Source organism: Alistipes sp. AF48-12 (assembly GCF_003477565.1).
In the GTDB taxonomy this organism is placed as follows: Bacteria; Bacteroidota; Bacteroidia; order Bacteroidales; family Rikenellaceae; genus Alistipes_A; species Alistipes_A hominis.
In genome coordinates this window covers 99,500-118,566 of sequence record NZ_QUDJ01000007.1, presented here as the reverse complement: position 1 = coordinate 118,566, position 19,067 = coordinate 99,500, and the positions used below count along the sequence as shown (strand labels likewise).

Below are 19,067 nucleotides of genomic sequence, written 5' to 3'. Positions count from 1 at the left end.
ACTCGGGGGATGCGCCCTACAAAAATACAAAAAGCTCCTTACAGTTAAGAAGCTTTTTGTAATAAGACGGAAAATCGCTTATTTTTTTGCGAAGAAATCTTTGATCTGATCGTTCAGCACTACTTCGGTTTTGAAGGAGTAGGCTCCGGTCTTTTCGGATTTCACCATCTTAATACATTTCGTGTGCGCTTTACCGGCTCCGGTCTTCAGCGTCGCAACTACTTTCTTTGCCATGATTCAAACCTTATTTAATTTCGCGGTGGATGGTTACTCGTTTCAGGATCGGGTTATACTTTTTACGCTCCATCCTGTCGGGCGTGTTTTTCTTGTTTTTGGTCGTGATATACCTTGACATTCCCGGAAGCCCGCTCTCTTTCTGTTCCGTGCACTCAAGGATAACCTGAACCCTGTTACCTTTTTTTGCCATTTTCTGCTTCGATTAATAATTAATAGACCGATTTGGGCGCAGCGGCGCTTTTCAGGGCTGCGGACAAACCTTTCTTGTTGATGGTTTTCATGCCTGCGGCAGTCACTTTAAGGGTGATCCACCGGCCTTCTTCTTCGTTCCAGAAGCGTTTCGTTTTCAAATTCGGATTAAAACGCCTCTTGGTTTTTTTGTTCGAGTGCGACACGTTGTTGCCAACCTGAGCCGTTTTACCCGTGATTTCACAAATTTTCATAGAATTCGTTTTTTTACATTACTCCAAAAGGATCGCCAAAAATACGAAATATTCTCCGAATAAAAAAATACGGCGGTAAAAAAACAGGGCGTTTCGTACGAAGCCGTAAAGATAACGGGAAATGCGGAGATGCGCCGTTTCGGACGGCGGCGGTCAATAATTTTTTCGGGACGGAACGGAATGTCGTCCGAAATGCGTATTTTCGTGTGACGAATTCAAATAAAAAATACGCATGAAACGAATCATTTTGCCGTTGTTGGCGCTGTTGGCATTGGGCACGGGCCGGGCGATCGCGCAGCAACACAACCCGTTCGAAGGCGGAAAACTGCCGTTGATACCTTATCCGGCCGAGGTGCGGGTCGGGGAGCGCGATTTCGATCCCGGGGAGCGGCTTACCGTCCGGGTGTGTTCCGGCGACGAGGAAGATTTTTTTGCCGCCGCGACGTTGACCGACGAACTGGAAAATATCCGCACGGTCGTAAGAAAGTCGCGGTCGGGCGTTAAGGGTGCCGTGACGCTGACGCGTCCGGGGCTGAACCGTCAGGCCGACGAACGCTTGAAACAGGCGGGGTTGGAACTCGCTCCGGATTTTAATCCGGAAGGGTACGTGCTGCTGGCCGACGGGCAGGGCGTGATCGTTTCGGCCAATACGGCCGCCGGCCTGTTCTATGGCGTGCAGACGCTACGCCAACTGGTCTATCCGTCCGGCGACGGATACCGGGTGCGGGCGGTCGCCGTGCGCGACGCTCCGGCGATGCGTTATCGCTGGCAGCAGGACGACTGGAGCCGCGGGCCGATTCCGACGCTGGAATACGCCAAAAAGCAGGTGCGCATTTTGTCAGAATATAAAATCAACGGATACAGCATCTACGCCGAAAACCTATACCAGTCGAAGTCGCATCCGGCGATCAACCCGTACGGCGGCACGATCACCCCGGAGGAGATCGCCGAACTGATCGATTACGCCGCACGTTACCATGTCGAGATCATCCCGCAGCAACAGACCTTCGGGCACCTGCACTATGTGTTGCGGCAGGAGCGTTACGCCGACCTCGGCGAAAAGCGCGGCAGCCAGATACTGAGTCCGACCGAACCGGGGGCGTACGATTTTATCGGCGACTACCTGGGCGAGATCGTGCCGATGTTCACGTCCGAGTTCATCCATATCGGTTGCGACGAGACGTTCGAACTCGGACGCGGCAAAAGCAAAGAGTCGGTGGCCGGGTCGTCGCACGCCGACGTTTACCTGGGACATCTGAAAAAGGTGGCCGCACTGCCCGCGCTGAAGGATAAAAAGTTGTTGTTTTGGGGAGAGATCGCCGTCGAACATCCCGAGAAACTCGATCTGCTGCCGTCGAACGTGATCGCTGTCGCGTGGGACTACCTGCCCCGGGATAGCTACGAGACGTTCTTGAAGCCGTATGCCGACAAACACTTCGCCACGTTCGTCGCGCCGTCGGCTTTCTACGGCGGGCGCGTTTTCCCGGATTACCTGTCTCACATGAAGAATATCCGTAATTTCGTCCGCGACGGGCAGAAATACGGCTCGATGGGGATGCTGAACACTTCGTGGGACGATATGGGCGAAGACTTGTTCGATATGGGTTGGTACGGCGTGGTTTACGCCGCCGCCTGCGCCTGGCAGCACGGCGAGTCGGATCTCGACCGCTACCGCGATGCGTTTGATTGGGCGTTCTATCGCAATTCGGACGGGCATCCGTTCGCCGACGGAATTTGCAAGTTGGCCGACGTGCACGGCCGCGTCGGGGCGGTCAACTTCGAGATGGCTTACACTTCGCCGTTCACCGAAGCCGGCGTGGCGTTGCAGAATCACCTGCAAAATACGGGGGCGTGCCGCGAGATGCGCTTGTGGTGCGAGGATGCTTATACGCAGTTCAGCCGCGCGCGCGACCGGGTCGCGCTGCACGGTTCGACGGTCGATGCGCTGTTGTTCGCCGCCCGGCGGATGGATTTCGTGTTTCACAAGGCGCTGTTGGCCGGCGAGATGTCCGACCTGTACGATGCGCTGGTCCGCGACGACGACAAGGGATATGCGGTCAATACGGCGTTGTACGACCTGATTATGCCGTACGCCAGCCGCCTCGGATCGCTGAGGGACATGACCAAGGAACTGAAACTCTTTCACCGCGATCTGTGGCGCGGCGAAAACCGTCCGATTCACTGGGACGTGGCGGCGATCCGCTACGACCGTATGCTGTTGGAATGGGAGCAGCAGTACGACCGTATCCAGCTCGACCTGCAACAGCAGGGGCGCGACGGGAGTCACCTTCCGCGCGAGCAGGTCGGTTTCCGTTTCGACAGGCCGCAGCAATAAAACGCCGGCGGGAAATTTCGAACGGCGCGGATATTTCGTCCGCGCCGTTTTCATATCCGGCTACGCTTTGCATACGCGTTCCGCAAAGGGAATTCTAAATGTGTTTCGCTGTTTCGCAGGCTATTTTATTGCAACGGCATTTGTTTTGCGCCTCTTTTCGAGTTCTTCGTTGCGTTGCATGATTTTTCGGATCTCCCGGTCGAGCCGGGCGGTTTCCTGTTGCAGGGCGAATGTCTGTTCGTGCAGGAATTGATTGTCCTGGGCGATCGGCGTCGCGCAGGGGCCGTGTTTCGGAAAGATCGGTTGGCTCATTGTTCCGGATTTTATTTCACCCGCCTCCCGGTGAAGTGCATAGGAAGACGTGAGGCTGCATGACCGATCCGGTTTGAGATCCTGGGTATCCGGAACGAATAAGCGCATACAGTTCACGCTTTAAGTATGCACGAATGTACGGATACGTCCCGTGTCGAGATCGATCCCGGATACAAAAGATTTCACGCAGGAAAACGGCCGTTTCACATACGGCATACTCCCGGCGTGAGCCCGTGCCTATCGCCCCGTTCCTTTGAAAGTTCCCGATTTTCAGGCCGAAACAATATCACGACGTCTTTCAACGCGTGAGTACTACAACAGCAATGAAATAATCCGAATACACAAGCGGTTACGGGCGGCTTCAGTACCGGATCGTCCACAGTCCGTTTCCCGGAGCGCCGCACAGGCGCAGCCTGAGCAGATTGATCGCGTTCGACGACGCGCGTTCGATGTTCTGGCTCCTCAGCGATCCGAAAACCATCCGGATCGAATACGTCTCATCGGGGCCTGAGACGGCCATCCAGACGGTGCCGACCGGTTTGTCCGGCGTTCCTCCGGTCGGGCCGGCGATGCCGGTCGTCGCGATCCCGTAAGTCGCTCCGGTCGCCTTGCGCACTCCGGTCGCCATCTGTTCGGCCACCGGTCGGCTGACCGCTCCGCAGCGGTTCAGGTCGTCCGCGTTCACGCCGAGCAGGGCCGTCTTGACGTCGTTCGAATAGGCTACGACGCCTCCCCGGAAGTAATCCGACGCTCCGGGCAGCGCCGTAAAGCGGTGGGCGATGTTGCCGCCCGTACACGATTCGGCTGCGGCGACCGTTTCGCCGCGGACGCGCAGCAACTCGCCGACGGCGCTTTCGAGCGTAGCGTCGCCGTAACCGATGATCCGGTACGGGATCGCTTGGTCCAGCAATGCGAATTGCCGGTCGATTTCCGCCGCGGCCTGCTGTCCGTCCACGTCGTAGGCCGACAGCCGCAGGCGGATGTTCATTGCGCTGGGCAGGTAGGCCAGGTGCAGGTAGGCGGGCAGCGCGTTTTCCCAGTCGGCGATCGTTTCGGCGAGGATCGATTCGGCCAGTCCGTAGGTGATCGCCGTTTTGTGTACGATCGCGTCGAATCGGAAATGTTCGTACAGCCGCGGCAGCACTTGCTCGCCGATCAGCGTTTTCATTTCGAACGGGACGCCCGGCAGCGATACGAGCACTTTGCCGTCCCGCTCGAACCACATGCCCGGAGCCGTTCCGCAACGGTTCGGCAGGACGGTGCATCCGTCCGGCACGAGGGCCTGGCCCTGATTCAGTTCGTTGAAGTCGATGTGCCGTACGGCAGTCATCGCGCGCACCTGCTCGTAGACGGCCTCGTTGCGTACCAGTTTCATGCCGAACAACCGGGCCAGCGTATGTTTGGTGATGTCGTCCTTGGTCGGGCCGAGACCGCCGGTGCAGATGACGATATCGGAGTGCGACAACGCTTGCGTGACGGCTTCGGAGATAGGTTCGGCTCGGTCGGATACCGAAGTGATCCGGTGGATTTTGATTCCGGCCGCGTTCAGCTTTTCGCCGATCCATGCCGAGTTGGTGTCGACGATCTGTCCGATCAGAATTTCGTCGCCGATGGTAATGATTTCTGCTTGCATCGTTTCTCTGATCCCGAATCTGGGATTTTTTATGATTATACGGTTTAAAGTCGTTCGGCCGATTCCGGCGGACGTTGTTCGGAACGTTCCCGCCGCCGGCGAAACGTCCGGCAAAGATACGGCTTTATCGGTAAATTCGTTCGGACCGTTGCGGCCGAGACTGCGGATCGGCTGATTTTTTCGATAAATTTCCGGAGTCGCCGGCTGCGGTAAAGGAGCGTCGGGCGGCGTTCCCGGCTCCGCTCCGCCCGGATTTCGCCCGCCGTCGGGTTTCCGGCGGCCGTTTTCGCCCGGCATTTTTTCGAAACCGGTTTCCGGAACGTTCGTCGTAAATCAAACGTTCCGCCTTTTCGAGCGGAACGTTTCGCATACGGTAGGGATTAGCGTTGTCCGGATTCCGATCGGGTTTCCGTTTTCGTCTTGCTCTCGGCTTCCTGCTTCAGTCGCTTGCAGATACGTTTGACGAATTGCGGACCGTTGTAGATAAAGCCGGTATAGATCTGGATCAGGCTGGCGCCGGCGTTCAGCATCGCTACGGCGTCGTCCTCGGTCATGATGCCGCCCACGCCGATGATCGGGAAGCGACCTTCGGTTTTTTTGTGAATGTAGCGCACCACTTCCAGCGACCGTCGGGTCAGCGGACCTCCGCTGAGTCCGCCGTTGCCGATGGCTGCGACCGTGGCCGGATCGGTTTCGAGTCCGTCGCGGCGGGTTGTCGTGTTTGTCGCGACAATGCCGTCGAGTCCCGTTTCGACCAGCACGTCGATCATGTCGTCGATCTGCGCGTCGGTCAGGTCGGGCGATATTTTCAGCAGGATCGGCCGGTACTGGTTCTGTCCGCGCCTGAAGTCGATCAAACCGCGCAGGATCAGGTTCAGGTTGTTCTTGTCCTGCAGGCTGGTCAGGTTCGCGACGTTCGGGCAGCTGACGTTGATGATGAAATAGTCGACGTATTGGTACAGGTTGCGAAACAGACGCAGGTAGTCCGCCGGAGCGTCTTCGTTGCGCGTCTGCGTGTTTTTGCCGAGGTTGCCGCCGATGATCTGGTGCGGACGGCGGTGGCGCAGGTTGCGGACGGCGTTTTCCATCCCTTGGTTGTTGAAGCCCATCCGGTTGATCAGCGCGTTGTCTTCGGGCAACCGGAACAGGCGCGGGCGCGGATTGCCCGGCTGCGCTTTCGGGGTGACCGTTCCGATCTCGGTGAATCCGAATCCGAGCGAGAGCAGCTCTTTGTACACTTCGGCGTCCTTGTCGAAGCCGGCGGCGATCCCGACCGGATTTTGGAACCGGATGCCGAACACTTCCCGTTCCAACGACGGATGTCTGACGGCGCAGAAAGCTCTCAGCAGCATACGTGAACCGGGAATGTAATGAATCACGCGCAGTGCGGTGACGATGATCCGATGGATGATTTCCGGGGGAATCAGGAACAGGATCGGACGGATGACTTTCTTATACATAATTAATCAGGCGGCCAGAATTTCTGCAAAAGTAGGAATAATTTTTAAAATAACGGGCATTCCGGAAGCAATTCCGGGCAAAAGTACGTCGCCCGCAACATTTTCATTATGAATCGGATCGTTTAGAAGAACTCGGTGCGGTAGTCGTAGTTGTTGCGGATGTTTTCGAATGCGGAAGGCGCACTGCGCAGGCGTTGCGTCTCGGCTTCGATCCGGAAATAGCGCGGCATGGTTTCCCGCATCCGTTCCCATGTGATGTTCGGGTCGGCCCGGCTCGGGGTTACCTGCGGAGGATACCAGCCGTTCAGGGGGAATCCGAAAAATTCGCTGACGGCTCGTACGGCCGCCGCCGTTCCGGCGGCTTTTCCCTGGATCGAGTAGCCGGCGATGTGCGGCGTGGCGAACGTGGCCAGGCTTAGCAACGTCGGGTGGATATCCGGCTCGTTGTTCCAGGTGTCGACGACCGCGTGCGACAGCCGTCCGCTTTGCAGCGCGCCGATCAGCGCCTCGTCGTCGACGATCTTTCCCCGGGACGTGTTGATGAAGATCGCCCCCGGTTTGATCGCTTCGAAAAAGGAGGCCGAAGCCATTCGCAGCGTCGGATAGTTTCCCGTGCGATTCAGCGGAACGTGACAGGTGACGATGTCGGCCTGCGGCAACAGTTCGCCGAGCGGCAGGTAGTCGTCCTGCGGGTTCCGTTCGGCCTTCGGCGGGTCGCAGCGCAGCACTCGGAAGCCGAACAGCTCGCCGTATTCGGCGATCAGCGACCCAACGTTTCCTACGCCTACGACGCCCAGGGTTCTGTCTGCGGGCGACCATTCGTCCCGGACTGCGAGGGCCGCGAGGGCCGCCATGACGTATTGCAGCACCCCGCGCGCGTTGCATCCCTGGCGGTCGCGATCGCGATGCCGTGCCGGGAGCAGTATTCCGAATCGATGTGGTCGTGGCCGATTGTGGCCGTGGCGATCAATCCGACCGGCGTGCCGCCGAGCAACCGTTCGTCGCAGTGCGTGCGCGTCCGCACGACCAGAGCGTCGGCCCGGGCCGCGTCGCAGTGCGAAATCTCGCTGCCTTTGAGATATTGCACGCGGGCGTAGGGTTCCAGCACGCCTTTGAGAAAGGGAATGTCGCAGTCGGCCAGCACGTAAGGTTTTGCGTTCATCTTCCAGCTTATTGTTTCCGGGGCAAATGTAACAATAACTTTGGAATCGCCGTCCGGATTTTCGCAAAGGCTTGTTTTTACGGCTTGTTCCGGCTCCGGTAGCGACGGAATCCGGCATCGGGCGGACGAATCGTGAAAAAACCCCCGCCGCAGCTACTGCGACGGGGGTTACCCAACTTAATGTATGATTATGAAAAAAACTACCCGATCTCCGTTTCACAACGATAATCGGAAATCTACATTAGTAACGCGGGCGGATTGGCGGATATTGTCCGGATCGTTCTTTTTGTCGGAAGAAAAACGGTAACGGGTTGGATTTCAAAATTCGGAAAAAAGCCTTTTCCCGGAAATCCGGTATTTTTATCTATTTTTGTCCGTGCGGGCCGGTCGTTTGCGGGCCGCTTAATTTCGAAAAACGTGGAGAAAACAGATTTTGATCCGAACGCTCCGGGCGTGAATAACGGGCGCTATTTCGGACTTCCTTTTACGCCGGAGCAGGCTCGACTGGTGCTGATGTCCGTTCCGTGGGACGTGACGACCTCTTACCGCGAGGGGACGGCCGGCGGTCCCGATGCAATCCTGGACGCTTCGTTGCAGGTCGATCTGTACGACCTGCACAATCCGGACGGTTGGCGGCAGGGAATCGGGACGCTGCCGGTCGGCGATACGCTGGAACTGCGCGGTAAAAAATTGCGGGAAGAGGCTCGGCGGGTGATCGAACACTGGGAATCGGGCGGTACGGCCGGAGAATCGGTGCGCCGCCGTATCGCGCGGGTCAACGAAGGTTCCGCAAAACTCAATGCGGAAGTGTACGACGAGGCCTGCCGATGCTGGACGCCGGTAAAAAGGTGGGGTTGGTCGGCGGCGACCATAGCGTCCCGCTCGGATTGATCCGCGCGGTGGCCGAGCGTAATCCGGGCGTCGGCGTACTGCATGTCGACGCTCATGCCGACCTGCGCCGGGCTTACGAAGGATTTACCTATTCGCACGCTTCCATTATGTATAATGTGTTGAACGAAGCGGCCGGAGTGTCGGCTCTGGTGCAGGTGGGCGTTCGCGATCTCTGCGACGACGAGGCGCGCCTGGCCGCGGCGGATGCGCGTGTCCGCCTGTTCGACGATTACGCGCTGTCCGCCGCGAAGTTCGGCGGCGAAAGTTGGAATGCCGTGTGCGAGCGGATCATCGCCTGCCTGCCCGAAAAGGCGTACGTCAGTTTCGATATCGACGGGCTCGCGCCGGAGTATTGCCCGCATACCGGAACGCCGGTTCCGGGCGGACTGAGTTTCGCCGAAGCGGTTTACCTGCTCGACCGGCTGACCGCTTCGGGTCGCGAGGTGGTCGGGTTCGACCTTTGCGAGGTGGCTCCCGATCCGGCCGGCGACGATGACTGGGACGCCAACGTCGGCGCGCGGATGCTCTATAAACTGTGCAATTTTGCGTTGCGGAGCGGCAAATAGGAGGTTTTGGTATCCTGTTTGCGGTAAGGCTCTGACATTTTGCCGTTTTGCAGCGGCGTTATTTTATCGATTCGACAACGGATTATGACGAGGGCCGTTACTTTCAGACGCAAGCGGAATTTTTTTGTCCGCCACGAAAAGCACCACCGTTTCATGCATAGCCCCTGGGCGGGCGGCGTGATTTTGGTCGCGTTCGCGGTGTTGGCCCTGATTCTGGCCAACATTCCGCAAACCGCCGGGGTCTATCACCACCTGCTTGAGAGCCATCTGACCGTCGGGTTCGACCATTTCCGGCTCAGCAAGCCGCTCGAAGCGTGGATCAACGACGGGTTGATGGTTATTTTCTTTTTCTATGTCGGCTTGGAAATCAAACGCGAGATCATCGCCGGCCAACTTTCCGGGGTGCGCCGCGCCGCGCTTCCGGTGGCGGCGGCGATCGGAGGCATGGCGGTGCCTGCGCTGATTTACGTGCTGATCAACCGGAGCGGCGATTTCCTGTCGGGGTGGGGGATCCCGATGGCAACCGACATCGCATTCGCGATCGGCATCCTGTCGCTACTCGGCAACCGGGTTCCGGTTTCGCTGAAGGTGTTCCTGATGGCGCTGGCCGTAGTCGACGACCTCGGCGGCATCCTGGTGATCGCCGTTTTCTATTCGACCGACATCCAGGTCGGAATGCTCGTGGCGGCGGCCGTCGTGTTCGTCTTCATGATCCTGCTGAAGCGGCTGAATGTTTACAAGATGCGCTATTACCTGATTCTCAGTATCGTGATGTGGATTCTGTTTCTGTATTCGGGGATTCATGCGACGATCGCCGGCGTGCTGATCGCGCTGACGATTCCGTCTACGCCCCGTTTTACGAAACGTTATTTTTCCTACAAGACGCGGTATTACCTGCGTTCGTTCCGCCGGCACGACCGCGAAGGAGTGCAGGTGCTGTCGAACCGCAAACAGCTCGAAGACATCGAGATGGTGCGCTTGGTGGCGACCAATGCGATCAGCCCGTCGCAACGGCTGGAATATGCGCTGCACCACGTCGTCTCCTTTTTTATTATGCCCGTTTTTGCGCTGGCCAACGCCGGGGTCGCGATCAGCGGATTCGGCGACTTGCGCGTGCTGTTGGAGCCGCTGGGGATGGGAATCTTTTTCGGATTGGTGGTCGGCAAGCCGCTGGGCGTATTTCTGTTCAGCCGGCTGGTCGTATGGCTGAAATGGGGAGAATTGCCGCAGGGAGCTACCTGGGCCGGGGTTTTCGGCGTTTCGTGCCTGGCCGGGATCGGATTTACGATGTCGATTTTTATCAATAACCTGGCCTTTGCCGATCCGGCGACGGTGAGTAACGGCAAAATCGCGATTCTGGTGGCGTCGCTGGCCGCCGTGATCGTCGGGTTCGTTTTTACCCGCACGATGGTGAAACGGAAGGAAAATCCGGAAGATTGAAAATATTTGCCCGAAAATGCGGCGAAAATGGTGCATTATTCGCTGAATTTGTTTAAGTTTGCGACTCGTATACGGCTACTGAAAACGTGGCACGGTTTTGAAGACGATTCTGATTATTAATTTATAGTTCTAAAAAAATGAAAAAAGTTGTTATTTTAAGCGGTGTAGCCGCCCTTTTCCTCGGCGCCTGCACCTCGACCGGCGGAGGCAGCCTCAAATCGACCGAAGATTCGCTGGCCTATGCTATGGGCCTGGATATGGGCAGCTATATCCAGAACATGGATACGATGTTGGACGCCAACCTGAATCTGGCGGTGATCGCAAAAGCGATGCAGGACGTTGCCAAGAGCGATACTTCCGTGATGAGCAAGGAGGCCGCCTATAACTTTATGCGCGAATACTACACGGTGGTTAAACCCCGTAAAGACAGTATCGCCAGCGCGGAATTCATCGCCGAAGCCGAAAAAGGAAGCAACGTGAAGAAGACCGCTTCGGGCCTGCTGTACGAGATCGTTGAAATGGGTGACGAGAGCGTGAAACCCGATTCGGCTTCGACCGTACGCGTACTCTACAAGATGACCGACCGCAAAGGAAAGGATCTGCAGAATACCTATGACAGCAAGGATACCGCCAACATTACGTTGAAGGGCGTAATCCCGGGTTGGGCCGAAGGTATGCAGTTGGTAGGCAAAGGCGGCAAAATCAAACTGTGGCTGCCGTCCGAACTGGCTTACGGCAAACAGGGCCGCGGTCAGATGATTCCCGCCAACTCGGCATTGTACTATGAAGTCGATCTGATCGACGTGATTCCTGCGGATTCGGCTACGAAATAATTTTTCGCTCCGAGCAGAGAGATCCGGGAAGCGTGTAAACGCTTCCCGGTTTTTTATCGGTTTCTTTGAAAAGGGGCGGCGGAATTTCGCGGCGGCTATTTGACGATGATCGTCGTCAGGATGTCGCTGCCGACGGCCCTGTTGATCGCCTCTTTGAGCGCCGCGCGCTGCATGAAGATCTCGTTGCGGACGACCGACGAACTGAGGTAGACGAACAACCGTCCGCCCGTCTTGATCTCGAGCCGGACGGTATACGATGCGACGATGTCTCCGACCACGCGCGGCCACACGTCCGGAATCCGCGCTTCGGCTATTTTGCGGGCGATCGTCGGCGTGGACGTGAAAAAATCGTTCAGCGCATCGCCTATCCGGATCGGGTCGCGTCTTCTCATGCCGTTCGGATTTCGCCGTCGGTTACGTTGAACAGGGTGTACCGGCATCCGTTGCTGTGCAGTACGTTTTCGAGCCGGACTTTGTTGCAGTCGGTAATGAAGATCTGACCGAAACGTTCGCTGGTCACGATGCGGATCAACTGTTCGACGCGCTGCATGTCGAGCTTGTCGAAGATGTCGTCCAGCAGCAGGATCGGCCGAACCGGACTGTGGCCGGCTATCAGATCGAACTGGGCCAACTTCAGCGCGATGAGAAACGACTTCTGTTGTCCCTGGGAACCGTATTTGCGCAACGTATAGTCGCCGAGGGTCATACGCAGGTCGTCACGGTGCACGCCGCGCGTAGTGTATTGGTTCGCCCGGTCTTGTGGCTGCGCATCGCGCAAGATTTCATCGAACGGCAGTTGGTTCAGTTCCGACCGGTATTTCAGTTTGATTTGTTCTCGGTCGCCGGACAGTGCGGCGTAATATCGCGCTACGTGCGGCGCCAGTTCGTCAATCAGTTGTTTGCGCCTTGCGTTGATATCCGTTCCGAGAGCCGCCATCTGTAGATCGATCACTTCCATTATTTCGGAAAAGTTCGGCGTTTGCTGCGCCTTGAGCAGTTTGTTCCGTTCGGCGAGCAGGTGGTTGTACCGCACCAATGTCGCGAGGTATTTCCGGTCGAGCTGCGAAATGAGACTGTTCATGTACCTGCGCCGCTCCTCGCCCGATTCGTTGATCAGCGCGGTGTCCGACGGGGTGACCATCACCAGCGGGATCAGTCCGAAGTGATCGGACAGCTTTTCGTACTCCTTCCCGCCGCGGCACAACTTTTTCTGAGAATTTTTTTTGTACGAGCAAACGATGTGCTCGCTGCGATCTTCGGACGTCCGGTAAACGCCGTCGATCAAAAATGCGTCCGCACCGTGGCGTATGCACTGCGAATCGGCAAAATTGAATCCGCTTTTACCGACCGACAGGTAATGTACGGCGTCGAGCAGGTTGGTTTTGCCGGTTCCGTTGTCGCCTACCAGGCAGTTGATCTGCGGCGAAAGCTCGATATGGGCTTCCGCAATGTTCTTGAAGTCGATCAGCGACAGTTTGTGGAGGTGCATAAGGTTGTTTTTACGTTCCCAAAGATACTTAATTTTCGGGAATATTCCGCGGCGCGCGGTTTTTTGCTTCCCGGATGCCGACGGGAGGATTTTGCGGGCGTCGCTCCGGAGGCGGGCAAAGATAAAAAAGATGCCGAAATAGTTTTAATTTCCCTAAAAAAGGTTACTTTTGCATTTCGTAAGTATGTAAATTTTAATTTTTGAATCGATTATGGCACAAAACAAACCGCAGGCCGAAAAAGATCCCGAGGTAGCCATCGCATCGGCGATCGGTCGCGTCGAGGCTTTTATCATGCGAAACAGCCGGTCGCTGCTGACCGCTTTGGGAGTCGTTATCATCGTGGTGGGAGGTTTCTTCGGATATAAATACCTGGTCGCCGTTCCGCGGATGGAGAAGGCTTCGGCGATGATGTTCGCCGCCGAGCAGCAGTTCGCCCAGGATTCGTTCAAACTGGCGCTGAACGGGGACGGTAATTTCGCCGGTTTCCTGCAGGTGATCGAAAAATACGGTTCGACCGGAACGGGCAACGTAGCCAGGCATTACGCCGGAATCTGCTACCTGCGCCTGGGACAGTACCAGGAAGCGCTGGACTACCTGACTCAGTACAAAGGCTCGACCGACGACGTGCCGTCCGCTTTGCTGGCCGCGCAGAACTACGGACTGCGGGGCGACGTTTATGTCCAGATGGGCGATTACGCCGAGGCTGCCAAGTCGTATGAAAAAGCCGTCGCCACGAGCAGCGATCCGCTTACGGCGCCTTACTACCTGAAAAAAGCCGGCGAAGTGTACGAAAAGCTCGGCGACAATGCCAAGGCGCTCGCGGCGTACGAGGCGGTCGAGGTCGATTATCCGACCAGCATGGAGGCCCGCGATATTCAGAAATACATCGGGCGAATTCAGCAGCAGTAACCGTTTACGGAATCCATAAACCGAAAGGTTGCTGTGTTGTACGGCAACCTTTTTTGACTTAAACTATAAATAAAAGATATGGCGACGATTCATAAAAATTTGTCGGAAATAGGAACGGAACTGCCCTCGGCGGCGGATATGAGGATCGGCATCGTGGTGTCGGAGTGGAACGAGCAGATCACCGGCGCGTTGCTCGAAGGAGCGGTGCGTACGTTGAAAAACGCCGGGTGCGACGAACAGAATATCGAAGTGAAACGCGTCCCCGGGACGTTCGAACTTTCCCTCGGAGCGCAGTTTTTCGCCGAGTACACCGATGTGGACGGCGTGATCGTGCTGGGCTGCGTGATCCAGGGCGAGACGCGGCATTTCGATTATGTGTGCCAGGGCGTTACGCAGGGCGTTACGCAGTTGATGCTGTCGTGGAACATGCCGGTGGCCTCGGGGTGCTGACGACTGAGAATTTGCAGCAGGCCATCGACCGTGCCGGTGGAAAGTACGGCAACAAGGGGGACGAAGCCGCCGCTGCGGTCATCAAGATGATCGCTTTGCAGATAGAGATGGAGCCCGAAGAGACCGAAGCCGACCGAAAGAAGATCAACTAATCAGCCTGAAGGTTTTTAGCGTACCGCCAGCCGTTGCCGCCATGCGGTTTCGTCGAAGCCGACCAGCACGAAGTCTGCGGCGACCAACAACGGGCGTTTGACCAGCTTGCCGTCGGAGGCGAGTACGGACAGCAACTCTTCGCGGGTTGCTGTTTCCATTTTTTCTTTCAGGTTCAGTTCCCTGTATTTCAGCCCGCTGGTGTTGAAGAATTTCCGGATCGGCAGTCCGCTGGCGGGAATCCATGCGGAGAGTTCCTGCGCGGTCGGGTTTTGCAGCGTGATGTCGCGCGCTTCGACGTCGATGCCGTTCGCCCGCAGCCATTTGGCGGCTTTGATGCAGGTGCCGCACTTTGGATAGTGAAGAAACAGGTATTTCATGACGTTCCGTTTTTTTTGAAGTACGGACAAATTTAGGAAATTTTTCCGGGCCGCGCCGCAGTTTCGGCAACATAAGAGGGAATCCCGCAAATAGCGGGATTCCCTCTTATGTCCGTAACCGGGTTGTTTTATTTCATCATTTTGTCGAGCGTCTTTTTCAGCGAAGTGATGTCGCGCTGGAACGAGATGATGTCTTGCTCGTGTTCCAGTTCGTCTTCGAGGATTTCGACGGCCATTTTGGCGGTTGTATAGTCGATCCCGCTCGTAAAGTCGGCGATGTCCTGGTAGCGCTTGATTGCACAGCGTTCGCCGCGCAGATTCTGTTCGAGAACGGTTTCGATGTACGGGTCGGTCGGCGCTTCGTATTTGCACCGGGCCATTTTCATCCATTGGTCGGGACTGAGCACGGGCGTGCCGCCGAGCTGGATGATCCGATCGATCAGTTTGACGGCGTGCGACAGTTCTTCGTCGGCATGCTTGAGCATTTCCGATTCGATTTCGCTGCGCATCGGGCCTTCCGTGACGCGCGCGCCTACCCAATATTGGTAGTAGGCCAGCCACTCTTCGCACAGGGCGGCGTTAAGCATTTCGATCAGTTTCTGAACATCGAGGTTTAGCACCTCTGCACTTACCTGTTTCATCGTTTTGCGTTTTAGTGATTAATGACGGTTTGGAAACGGTTTGTGCAAATATTGTGCTAAATCGCGGCGGGATTGTCGGAATGTTTCGGAAAAGTCCCGTGTACAGAATAACTTGGCCCGTTCCGGGTGTTCCTATGCGGACGGTTCGTCCCGGAATTCGTATAACTGGTTGCGCAGGCGCGGCACGAAGCCCGCCTCTCGGATCGCCTGCCGGATACCCTGCGCGTCGAAACGATTGTGCGCGCCGGCCGACGAGACGACGTTTTCTTCGATCATGATCGATCCCATATCGTTGGCGCCGCCGTGCAGCGCCATTTGCGCGGTCGCTTTGCCGACCGTCAGCCACGAAGCCTGTATATTGCGGATGTTGTGCAGGACGATGCGGCTGATCGCGATGATCCGTAGGTATTCGAGCGGAACGAACCGGGCGCTTACGCCCTCGCGTTCGAGCTGCGTTCCGCTCGCGCGGAAGATCCACGGGATGAAGGCGATGAATCCGTAGTTTCCGGCCGGACATTCGGCCTGCAGGTCGCGGATTCGGATCAGGTGTTCGATGCGTTGCCGCGGCGTTTCTACGTGCCCGTACATCATCGTTGCCGAGGTCGCCAGGCCGAGGCGGTGCGCGGTGCGCATGACGTCGAGCCATTGGTCGGCGTTCGGCTTGCCGGGCGAGATAGTCCGCCGCACCCCGTTGTCGAGGATTTCGGCTCCGGCTCCGGGCAGCGAGTCGAGTCCCGCGTCGACCAGCCGTCGCAGCGTCGTTTCCGTGTCCAGCCCGCTGATCCGGGCGATGTGGAATACTTCGGGCGCGCCGAGCGCATGCAGTCGGATCTGCGGATAGCGCGTTTTCAGCTCCCGGAACAGGTTTTCGTAAAAATCGATCCCCAGTTTCGGGTGCAGGCCGCCCTGCAACAACAGTTGGTCGCCGCCCAGCGCGAGGGTTTCCTCGATTTTTTGGGCATACTGTTCGATCGTGGTGACGTAGGCCCGTTCGGTCTGGTGCGGCTTGCAGTGAAAATTGCAGAATTTACAACCCGAAATGCAGACGTTCGTGATGTTGACATTGCGGTCGATTTGCCACGTTACCACGTCGCCCGGAACCTGCTTTTGGCGCAGTTCCCATGCGAGTAACGTCAACTCGCCGGTCGGGGCGGTGTCGTACAGCCGCATCGCCTCGCCGGCGGTCAGCGGTTCGAGGGCGAGCGCCTTGCGGTATATTTTTTCGTTGTCCATCGTTTTTTAAATAGGAAAACCGCTTCTCCGAAGAGAAAGCGGTTCTATTTTCCCACGTTGCGTGGCCGTATTATTCCAGCGAAATGGATTCGGTCGGGCAAACGTCGGCGCAGGTACCGCACTCGGTGCAGGACTCGGGATCGATTACATAGACATCCCCTGCGGAGATAGCTCCCACCGGGCATTCGTCGATGCAGGTACCGCAAGCGGTGCATGTGTCTTTACTGATTTTGTAAGCCATTTTCTGTTTGTTTTAAGAGTTCCACGACGCAAATGTATAATTATTCTATATACGAGTCAAGTTAACAACGAATAAATTTGGCGGATTATTGCAGAAACTCCAGGGCGAATACGGCCATCGTGACCACGCCGTAATCCAGCGCTTGTTCGTCCGGGTTGAACGTAGCGGTGTGCAACGCGCCGCCGCATTCGCCGTTTTTACGCGCGGTGCCGAGCCTGAAAAAGAGGCTGGGGTAGCGTTCCGTGTAGGTGCCGAAATCTTCGGCGGTCATCCGCAGGTCGAGCTCTTCGACGTGCTCCTTGCCCCAGAGTTTGGCAGCGATGCTGCGGGCGCGGACGGTCAGCGCCGGATCGTTGACCACGCACGGATATCCTTCCGGGATTTTCACTTCGGCCGTAACGCAATGGGCCGCGGCGACTCCGGCGGCGATCTCGTGAATGCGCCGTTTGGCCTGCGCGCGCCACCGTTCGTCCATCGTGCGCAGCGTCCCGGCGACTTGTACGACCGGCGGAATGACGTTGGTCGCTCCGTTGGCGATGACCCGCCCGATCGACAGCACGGTCGGGATCGTGGCGTTGTTGTTGCGGCTGACCACCTGTTGCAGCGACGTGATCAGCGCGGCGGCGGCTACGACCGGATCGGTCATCGTGTGCGGCAGGGCGCCGTGGCCGCCGGTGCCGTGTACTTCTATCCACAATTCGTCGCTCGAAGCCATGTACTTTCCGCTGCGGAAACCGAGGTTTCCCACTGCCATTTCCGGGGCGACGTGCTCCCCGACGAATGCGACCACCCGGTAATCGCGGAACGGGTCTTCTGCCATGACCATCGACGCGCCTCCGGGGCAAACCTCTTCGCCGGGCTGGAACAGCCCGAACACGGTTCCGGCGATCTCCGATTTGTGCCGGTTCAGCACGAGCAGCGCGCCGAGCAGGCAGGCGGTGTGCATGTCGTGCCCGCAGGCGTGCATCACTCCGTCGTGCCGGGAGGCGCATTCGAGTCCGGTTTCCTCCCAGATCGGCAGCGCGTCCGTGTCGGCCCTGAGCACCACGCAGCGTTGCAGGTCGCCGTGCCCTTCGATGCGCGCCAGGATACCCGTTCCGGCGATCCTGCGGAACAGGATTCCCGCTTCGGTAAGCTGTGCGGCGATGTAATCCGCCGTTTCGTGCTCTTCGAACGACAGCTCCGGCCGGGAGTGGATCGTCCTGCGGACGGTCAATACCTGTTCGGAAACGGCCTTCGCGTGTTTTTTAATCGATTCGTAGTCCATAGGTTCTCGGTTTTTAGAATAACGCGCGGGCGATCTTGACCATGTTGTCGGTCTTTCCCATCGTGTAAAAATGCAGGACGGGAATTCCGGCCGCGATCAGCTCGCGTCCCTGTGCAATGGCCCATTCGACGCCCGCTTCGCGCACTTCGGCGTTGTTGTTACACCGCTTCACCGTTTCGACCAACGCTTCGGGCAGGTCGACATGGAAAATCTGAGGCAGCATCGTGAGCTGGGCTTTCGTCGAGAACGGCTTGATGCCCGGAACGATCGGCACGTCGATTCCGGCCGCGCGGCAGTCGTCGATGAACGACAGGATTTTCGCGCTGTCGAAACTCATCTGCGTGATGATGTACGCGGCGCCGGCGTCTACTTTCTCTTTCAGCCGGCGCAGGTCTTCGGCTTTGTTCGGGGCTTCGGCGTGTTTCTCGGGGTAACCGGCCACGCCGATGCAGAAATTCGTGTTGTGGCACTGTTCGACCTCGCCGTCGATGAAAACGCCTCGGTTCATCCGTTCGATCTGCTCGACCAGCTCCGACGCGTGCAGGTGTCCGTCCGGGTGGTTGCGGAACGTGTGTTCTCCTTTCAGATTGTCTCCGCGGAGCGCCAGCACGTTTTGTATTCCCAGGAAGTCCAGGTCGATCAGGGCGTCTTCGATGTCGTAGCGCGACTGGCCGCCGCAGATCAGGTGCGGGATGACGGTCAGGCCGTACCGCTGCATGATGGCCGCCGAAATGCCGACCGTCCCCGGCCGCCGGCGTACCGTGTGCCGTTCGAGCAGACCGTTTTCTTTTTCGACGTATTTGACGTCCTCGCGGTGGTAGGTGACGCTACAGAAGATCGGGGAGAATTCCATAAGCGGGTCGATCGCTTCGAACGTGCGCTGTGTTCCGTCGCCTTTGAGCGGCGGCAGCAGTTCGAACGAGAAACGGGGTTTGCCTTCCGCGCCGGCTTTTCGTATGATGTCGGTAATGTGCATGAAATAGGTTTTTAATTT

General features: G+C 57.4%; 22 protein-coding genes and 1 pseudogene. 7 read left to right on the top strand and 16 right to left on the bottom strand.

From position 1 onward, the window contains the following. Positions 1 to 78 precede the first annotated feature (78 nt). The 3 genes from DW082_RS06145 to rpmB are packed head-to-tail and all read right to left on the bottom strand — an operon-like array spanning position 79 to position 680. On the bottom strand, positions 79 to 234 hold the full coding sequence (locus DW082_RS06145; RefSeq protein WP_081032587.1) for a DUF4295 domain-containing protein: 156 nt from the start codon (positions 232 to 234) through the stop codon (positions 79 to 81). A 10-nt stretch (positions 235 to 244) separates the two neighbouring features. Then, positions 245 to 427 (bottom strand): 50S ribosomal protein L33, encoded by a 183-nt coding sequence (rpmG, locus tag DW082_RS06140; RefSeq protein WP_019245673.1) that lies wholly within the window; start codon positions 425 to 427, stop codon positions 245 to 247. Between the two features lie 19 nt (positions 428 to 446). Continuing rightward, positions 447 to 680 carry a 50S ribosomal protein L28 gene (gene rpmB / locus DW082_RS06135; protein WP_055204692.1) on the bottom strand — a complete coding sequence of 78 codons (234 nt, stop codon included), beginning with the start codon at positions 678 to 680 and terminating at the stop codon, positions 447 to 449. Positions 681 to 912: 232 nt separating this feature from the next. Here rpmB and DW082_RS06130 point away from each other — a divergent pair, with 232 nt between their 5' ends. After that, a complete protein-coding gene (locus tag DW082_RS06130; protein ID WP_118457839.1) occupies positions 913 to 3,015 on the top strand; it encodes a beta-N-acetylhexosaminidase in 2,103 nt (700 codons plus the stop codon). A 120-nt stretch (positions 3,016 to 3,135) separates the two neighbouring features. On the opposite strand, the gene DW082_RS06125 is transcribed toward DW082_RS06130, so the two are convergent. From DW082_RS06125 to DW082_RS15320, 5 genes are all read right to left on the bottom strand, one after another. Further along, a complete protein-coding gene (locus DW082_RS06125) occupies positions 3,136 to 3,327 on the bottom strand; it encodes a hypothetical protein (protein WP_101572511.1) in 192 nt (63 codons plus the stop codon). Positions 3,328 to 3,688: 361 nt separating this feature from the next. After that, positions 3,689 to 4,960, bottom strand: a complete 1,272-nt coding sequence (locus tag DW082_RS06120; protein WP_118457873.1) for a competence/damage-inducible protein A — start codon at positions 4,958 to 4,960, stop codon at positions 3,689 to 3,691. Positions 4,961 to 5,340: 380 nt separating this feature from the next. Next, entirely contained in the window at positions 5,341 to 6,420 is a 1,080-nt protein-coding gene (locus tag DW082_RS06115; protein WP_118457837.1) for a quinone-dependent dihydroorotate dehydrogenase, read from the bottom strand. Positions 6,421 to 6,542: 122 nt separating this feature from the next. Next, complete coding sequence (locus DW082_RS06110) at positions 6,543 to 7,274, bottom strand: NAD(P)-dependent oxidoreductase (protein WP_310648305.1); 732 nt, start codon at positions 7,272 to 7,274, stop codon at positions 6,543 to 6,545. Next, entirely contained in the window at positions 7,205 to 7,582 is a 378-nt protein-coding gene (locus DW082_RS15320; protein ID WP_310648304.1) for a hypothetical protein, read from the bottom strand. Before DW082_RS15320 ends, DW082_RS06110 begins: the two co-directional genes overlap by 70 nt. Before the next feature lie 417 nt (positions 7,583 to 7,999). Between DW082_RS15320 and DW082_RS15315 the strand changes: the two genes are divergently transcribed. From DW082_RS15315 to DW082_RS06095, 4 genes are all read left to right on the top strand, one after another. Continuing rightward, positions 8,000 to 8,473 (top strand): arginase family protein, encoded by a 474-nt coding sequence (locus DW082_RS15315; protein ID WP_310648303.1) that lies wholly within the window; start codon positions 8,000 to 8,002, stop codon positions 8,471 to 8,473. Next, positions 8,431 to 9,039 carry an arginase family protein gene (locus DW082_RS15310; RefSeq protein WP_310648302.1) on the top strand — a complete coding sequence of 203 codons (609 nt, stop codon included), beginning with the start codon at positions 8,431 to 8,433 and terminating at the stop codon, positions 9,037 to 9,039. The genes DW082_RS15315 and DW082_RS15310 overlap by 43 nt, the downstream gene beginning before the upstream one ends. Before the next feature lie 153 nt (positions 9,040 to 9,192). Beyond that, positions 9,193 to 10,479 (top strand): Na+/H+ antiporter NhaA, encoded by a 1,287-nt coding sequence (nhaA, locus tag DW082_RS06100; RefSeq protein WP_253906348.1) that lies wholly within the window; start codon positions 9,193 to 9,195, stop codon positions 10,477 to 10,479. A 137-nt stretch (positions 10,480 to 10,616) separates the two neighbouring features. Then, positions 10,617 to 11,312 carry an FKBP-type peptidyl-prolyl cis-trans isomerase gene (locus DW082_RS06095; protein ID WP_055204703.1) on the top strand — a complete coding sequence of 232 codons (696 nt, stop codon included), beginning with the start codon at positions 10,617 to 10,619 and terminating at the stop codon, positions 11,310 to 11,312. 95 nt (positions 11,313 to 11,407) lie between these two features. Here DW082_RS06095 and DW082_RS06090 read toward each other — a convergent pair whose 3' ends face one another. Both DW082_RS06090 and recF read right to left on the bottom strand, forming a co-directional pair. Next, the gene (locus DW082_RS06090; protein WP_101572517.1) at positions 11,408 to 11,704 is read right to left on the bottom strand and encodes a DUF721 domain-containing protein; all 297 of its coding nucleotides are present in this window, start codon (positions 11,702 to 11,704) and stop codon (positions 11,408 to 11,410) included. Continuing rightward, on the bottom strand, positions 11,701 to 12,801 hold the full coding sequence (gene recF, locus DW082_RS06085; protein WP_055204707.1) for a DNA replication/repair protein RecF: 1,101 nt from the start codon (positions 12,799 to 12,801) through the stop codon (positions 11,701 to 11,703). The genes DW082_RS06090 and recF overlap by 4 nt, the downstream gene beginning before the upstream one ends. A 211-nt stretch (positions 12,802 to 13,012) precedes the next feature. Here recF and DW082_RS06075 point away from each other — a divergent pair, with 211 nt between their 5' ends. Continuing rightward, complete coding sequence (locus tag DW082_RS06075) at positions 13,013 to 13,711, top strand: tetratricopeptide repeat protein (RefSeq protein ID WP_118457835.1); 699 nt, start codon at positions 13,013 to 13,015, stop codon at positions 13,709 to 13,711. 78 nt (positions 13,712 to 13,789) lie between these two features. Next, positions 13,790 to 14,313 (top strand): annotated as a pseudogene (gene ribH, locus DW082_RS06070) (6,7-dimethyl-8-ribityllumazine synthase). A 15-nt stretch (positions 14,314 to 14,328) separates the two neighbouring features. On the opposite strand, the gene DW082_RS06065 reads toward ribH, so the two are convergent. From DW082_RS06065 to DW082_RS06040, 6 genes are all read right to left on the bottom strand, one after another. Further along, positions 14,329 to 14,691, bottom strand: a complete 363-nt coding sequence (locus tag DW082_RS06065) for an arsenate reductase family protein (protein WP_055204713.1) — start codon at positions 14,689 to 14,691, stop codon at positions 14,329 to 14,331. A gap of 128 nt (positions 14,692 to 14,819) precedes the next feature. Next, positions 14,820 to 15,332: a ferritin-like domain-containing protein gene (locus tag DW082_RS06060; protein WP_055204716.1), complete on the bottom strand. Its 513-nt coding sequence runs from the start codon at positions 15,330 to 15,332 to the stop codon at positions 14,820 to 14,822. A gap of 132 nt (positions 15,333 to 15,464) precedes the next feature. Then, a complete protein-coding gene (gene mqnC / locus DW082_RS06055) occupies positions 15,465 to 16,565 on the bottom strand; it encodes a cyclic dehypoxanthinyl futalosine synthase (protein WP_118457833.1) in 1,101 nt (366 codons plus the stop codon). Between the two features lie 70 nt (positions 16,566 to 16,635). Next, positions 16,636 to 16,806, bottom strand: a complete 171-nt coding sequence (locus DW082_RS06050; protein WP_055204719.1) for a DUF362 domain-containing protein — start codon at positions 16,804 to 16,806, stop codon at positions 16,636 to 16,638. Between the two features lie 85 nt (positions 16,807 to 16,891). Further along, positions 16,892 to 18,073 carry a M20 family metallopeptidase gene (locus DW082_RS06045; protein WP_055204722.1) on the bottom strand — a complete coding sequence of 394 codons (1,182 nt, stop codon included), beginning with the start codon at positions 18,071 to 18,073 and terminating at the stop codon, positions 16,892 to 16,894. Between the two features lie 13 nt (positions 18,074 to 18,086). Beyond that, positions 18,087 to 19,049: a methylenetetrahydrofolate reductase gene (locus DW082_RS06040; protein WP_101572525.1), complete on the bottom strand. Its 963-nt coding sequence runs from the start codon at positions 19,047 to 19,049 to the stop codon at positions 18,087 to 18,089. Between the last annotated feature and the right edge of the window lie 18 nt (positions 19,050 to 19,067).

Coding starts and splice junctions, on each gene's coding strand:
- DW082_RS06145 (WP_081032587.1), bottom strand. CDS start 234: ATGGCAAAGAAAGTAGTTGCGACGCTGAAGACCGGAGCCGGTAAAGCG.
- rpmG (WP_019245673.1), bottom strand. CDS start 427: ATGGCAAAAAAAGGTAACAGGGTTCAGGTTATCCTTGAGTGCACGGAA.
- rpmB (WP_055204692.1), bottom strand. CDS start 680: ATGAAAATTTGTGAAATCACGGGTAAAACGGCTCAGGTTGGCAACAAC.
- DW082_RS06130 (WP_118457839.1), top strand. CDS start 913: ATGAAACGAATCATTTTGCCGTTGTTGGCGCTGTTGGCATTGGGCACG.
- DW082_RS06125 (WP_101572511.1), bottom strand. CDS start 3,327: ATGAGCCAACCGATCTTTCCGAAACACGGCCCCTGCGCGACGCCGATC.
- DW082_RS06120 (WP_118457873.1), bottom strand. CDS start 4,960: ATGCAAGCAGAAATCATTACCATCGGCGACGAAATTCTGATCGGACAG.
- DW082_RS06115 (WP_118457837.1), bottom strand. CDS start 6,420: ATGTATAAGAAAGTCATCCGTCCGATCCTGTTCCTGATTCCCCCGGAA.
- DW082_RS06110 (WP_310648305.1), bottom strand. CDS start 7,274: ATGGCGGCCCTCGCGGCCCTCGCAGTCCGGGACGAATGGTCGCCCGCA.
- DW082_RS15320 (WP_310648304.1), bottom strand. CDS start 7,582: ATGAACGCAAAACCTTACGTGCTGGCCGACTGCGACATTCCCTTTCTC.
- nhaA (WP_253906348.1), top strand. CDS start 9,193: ATGCATAGCCCCTGGGCGGGCGGCGTGATTTTGGTCGCGTTCGCGGTG.
- DW082_RS06095 (WP_055204703.1), top strand. CDS start 10,617: ATGAAAAAAGTTGTTATTTTAAGCGGTGTAGCCGCCCTTTTCCTCGGC.
- DW082_RS06090 (WP_101572517.1), bottom strand. CDS start 11,704: ATGAGAAGACGCGACCCGATCCGGATAGGCGATGCGCTGAACGATTTT.
- recF (WP_055204707.1), bottom strand. CDS start 12,801: ATGCACCTCCACAAACTGTCGCTGATCGACTTCAAGAACATTGCGGAA.
- DW082_RS06075 (WP_118457835.1), top strand. CDS start 13,013: ATGGCACAAAACAAACCGCAGGCCGAAAAAGATCCCGAGGTAGCCATC.
- DW082_RS06065 (WP_055204713.1), bottom strand. CDS start 14,691: ATGAAATACCTGTTTCTTCACTATCCAAAGTGCGGCACCTGCATCAAA.
- DW082_RS06060 (WP_055204716.1), bottom strand. CDS start 15,332: ATGAAACAGGTAAGTGCAGAGGTGCTAAACCTCGATGTTCAGAAACTG.
- mqnC (WP_118457833.1), bottom strand. CDS start 16,565: ATGGACAACGAAAAAATATACCGCAAGGCGCTCGCCCTCGAACCGCTG.
- DW082_RS06050 (WP_055204719.1), bottom strand. CDS start 16,806: ATGGCTTACAAAATCAGTAAAGACACATGCACCGCTTGCGGTACCTGC.
- DW082_RS06045 (WP_055204722.1), bottom strand. CDS start 18,073: ATGGACTACGAATCGATTAAAAAACACGCGAAGGCCGTTTCCGAACAG.
- DW082_RS06040 (WP_101572525.1), bottom strand. CDS start 19,049: ATGCACATTACCGACATCATACGAAAAGCCGGCGCGGAAGGCAAACCC.